Annotated in this window: 3 protein-coding genes and 1 pseudogene; all 4 read left to right on the top strand. The window is 48.1% G+C overall.

Going from position 1 to position 1,931, the window contains the following annotated elements; all coding sequences use genetic code 11:
• A pseudogene (locus JZZ72_RS27560) lies at positions 1 to 725 on the top strand (hypothetical protein); the annotation flags it as partial.
• Positions 722 to 994: a DUF6966 domain-containing protein gene (locus JZZ72_RS27555; RefSeq protein ID WP_058540653.1), complete on the top strand. Its 273-nt coding sequence runs from the start codon at positions 722 to 724 to the stop codon at positions 992 to 994. The pseudogene JZZ72_RS27560 and the gene JZZ72_RS27555, both read left to right, overlap by 4 nt.
• Positions 995 to 1,218: 224 nt before the next feature.
• Complete coding sequence (locus JZZ72_RS28425; protein WP_210015487.1) at positions 1,219 to 1,428, top strand: toxin glutamine deamidase domain-containing protein; 210 nt, start codon at positions 1,219 to 1,221, stop codon at positions 1,426 to 1,428.
• Positions 1,428 to 1,709, top strand: coding sequence for a YrhB domain-containing protein (locus JZZ72_RS27545; RefSeq protein ID WP_210015486.1), 282 nt, complete (start codon positions 1,428 to 1,430; stop codon positions 1,707 to 1,709). Before JZZ72_RS28425 ends, JZZ72_RS27545 begins: the two co-directional genes overlap by 1 nt.
• The last annotated feature ends 222 nt before the right edge of the window (positions 1,710 to 1,931 follow it).

Here is a 1,931-nt window from a genome sequence, read left to right as displayed (position 1 = left end):
AGAGCGCCAAGCAGGACGCGAAAGTCCAGGCATTTGTTTTGCGCCTGCAAGGCCAGGAACAGGCTGCCCTGCGGGTGGAAATGCAGTGGGAGACCGAGTTCGCCCTGAGCTTTGCGGTGATCAACAAAGCAGGGAAGCTGGGGCAGGTTGCGAAATCGCTTGGGGAGCGGGAGACGGCGTGGAAGGCGTCGAGCCTGGCTGACAACGCTGGTGGTAAAAATGGGGCACCTGGAAAGAATCCAAATTCGACAAGTGGTATAAAGGATGCGGAAGCAGGGATGCCTTATGCGCATTCGGTGGGTGGTGCAAAAGGTTTTGGGCCAGTAGAAGGTACCTACTCGGCAATCAAACCTGGACCATTGGCCGATAGCATTGCTGAAACTTTTTCTGGCGGACGTTACTCTGTTGTCACACTCGAAAAGGATACCGTTCTTTACCGAGCTGGTACTGTCGATAAGCCACTTGGGCAGTTTTTTAGTGCTGAGCCGCCATCTGGTATTTTGCAGACAAGGATCGACAAGGCTGTTCTACCGGAGTGGCCAGGAGGCGCGAAGTCGCCACTCGACACTACATTTGAGATAAAAATACCGGCAGGTACCAAGGTGTATGTTGGCGAGGTTGGATCTCAAGGTGGGTTGTACGTTGGTGGGACGCAGCAAATTGTAGTTCAAAAACCCTGGTTAATTGATGGGGTCCAAATAATCAGTTCGAGTCCGCTGAAATGAAGCTCAAAAATATTGATTTGACTCTTAAGCGAATGATTGAACTTCTTCGCATGGGCGGGGAGGTGGAGGGGTGGACGGCAGCTCTTGAGGGAATTCGGGAAGATTTTCACAGCGATCCTAAGTATGCCTCGTCAAAGTTGATGTCTATGTATGGTGGGATGGGCTCTCTGAATGATCTTGTTCTTTATAGCGATGGTCAAGCGCTTGTTGTAGAGAATAATGAATTTGACATATTGAGGGCACAGCTTTATGAACTTGTAAAACGTTAATTTGATGATGCAAAAGCGCAGGTGTGGCCGACCAAACTGCGGGCTCAATAAATAATGTTAATCCGGGTTATCCAGAAGCGGGCCGAACTCATAACTGTGTCAACTGCACTATTGCTACTAATGCAACACTGGCAGGAAATCCTGCATCGGCATTGCCAATCAACCATTCGAAGGGTGTCCCGTTGAGTGTGTTTTAAAAACAATTTGGCTCTAAATTTGGCCCTATAACGGCGCCTGACAATATTGCGCAGCAAATGGCAAGCTCCGGAAATGGCGCTCGGGGAATTGTGTTTGGTTCTTATGGGCTGGGTCAGCCAAGGCATGTTTTCAATGTGTTTAATCAGAATGGTGTTGTTAGATTCCTTGATGGGCAGACCGGGAAGCCAGCAAATCTCAGTAATTTCAAAACACTACAACTATTGAGAACAAATTGATGATCACTTATGCGCTTGCCTTGAAGCGGGCAAAGGAATATTTAATTGATTCCGAAATTCCTTTGCAAATTACACATGAGGGCGAGTTTTCCGAAGGATGGTATTTCTGCTATCAATCAAAGGAATTTTTGGAAACTGGTGAGCTGTCAGCTCAGCTCGCAGGGAATTCCCCATTTTTAATTGATAGGCAGTCTGGTGCGCTTCATGTTCTTGGAACAGCAAAGCCCTTAGAAAGTTATTTGGAGGACTACATAAAAGAGAAGGCCGTGAAATCTAGGTGATTTAACGGTGCAAAAGCAACTGGTGGCGCTGCCAGAAAGGTAGATGATCTAGCTACTAGTGGCTTAAGCTCAGCGTCAAACCTTCCAAGTGGAACAGGTCTTGGGCCACGCTTACGCACAGTGGTTTCCTGCTGCTGACCAAACAGCTCTTCGAGTTTGGTCGAAAGCAGTCGGGCCAGCTCTCATCGCTGGAATAATTGTCAATGCACGGCGGTATGGATC

It is taken from the genome of Pseudomonas palmensis, assembly GCF_017848315.1.
GTDB lineage: Bacteria > Pseudomonadota > Gammaproteobacteria > Pseudomonadales > Pseudomonadaceae > Aquipseudomonas > Aquipseudomonas palmensis.
This window is presented reverse-complemented; position numbering and strand designations above follow the sequence as displayed.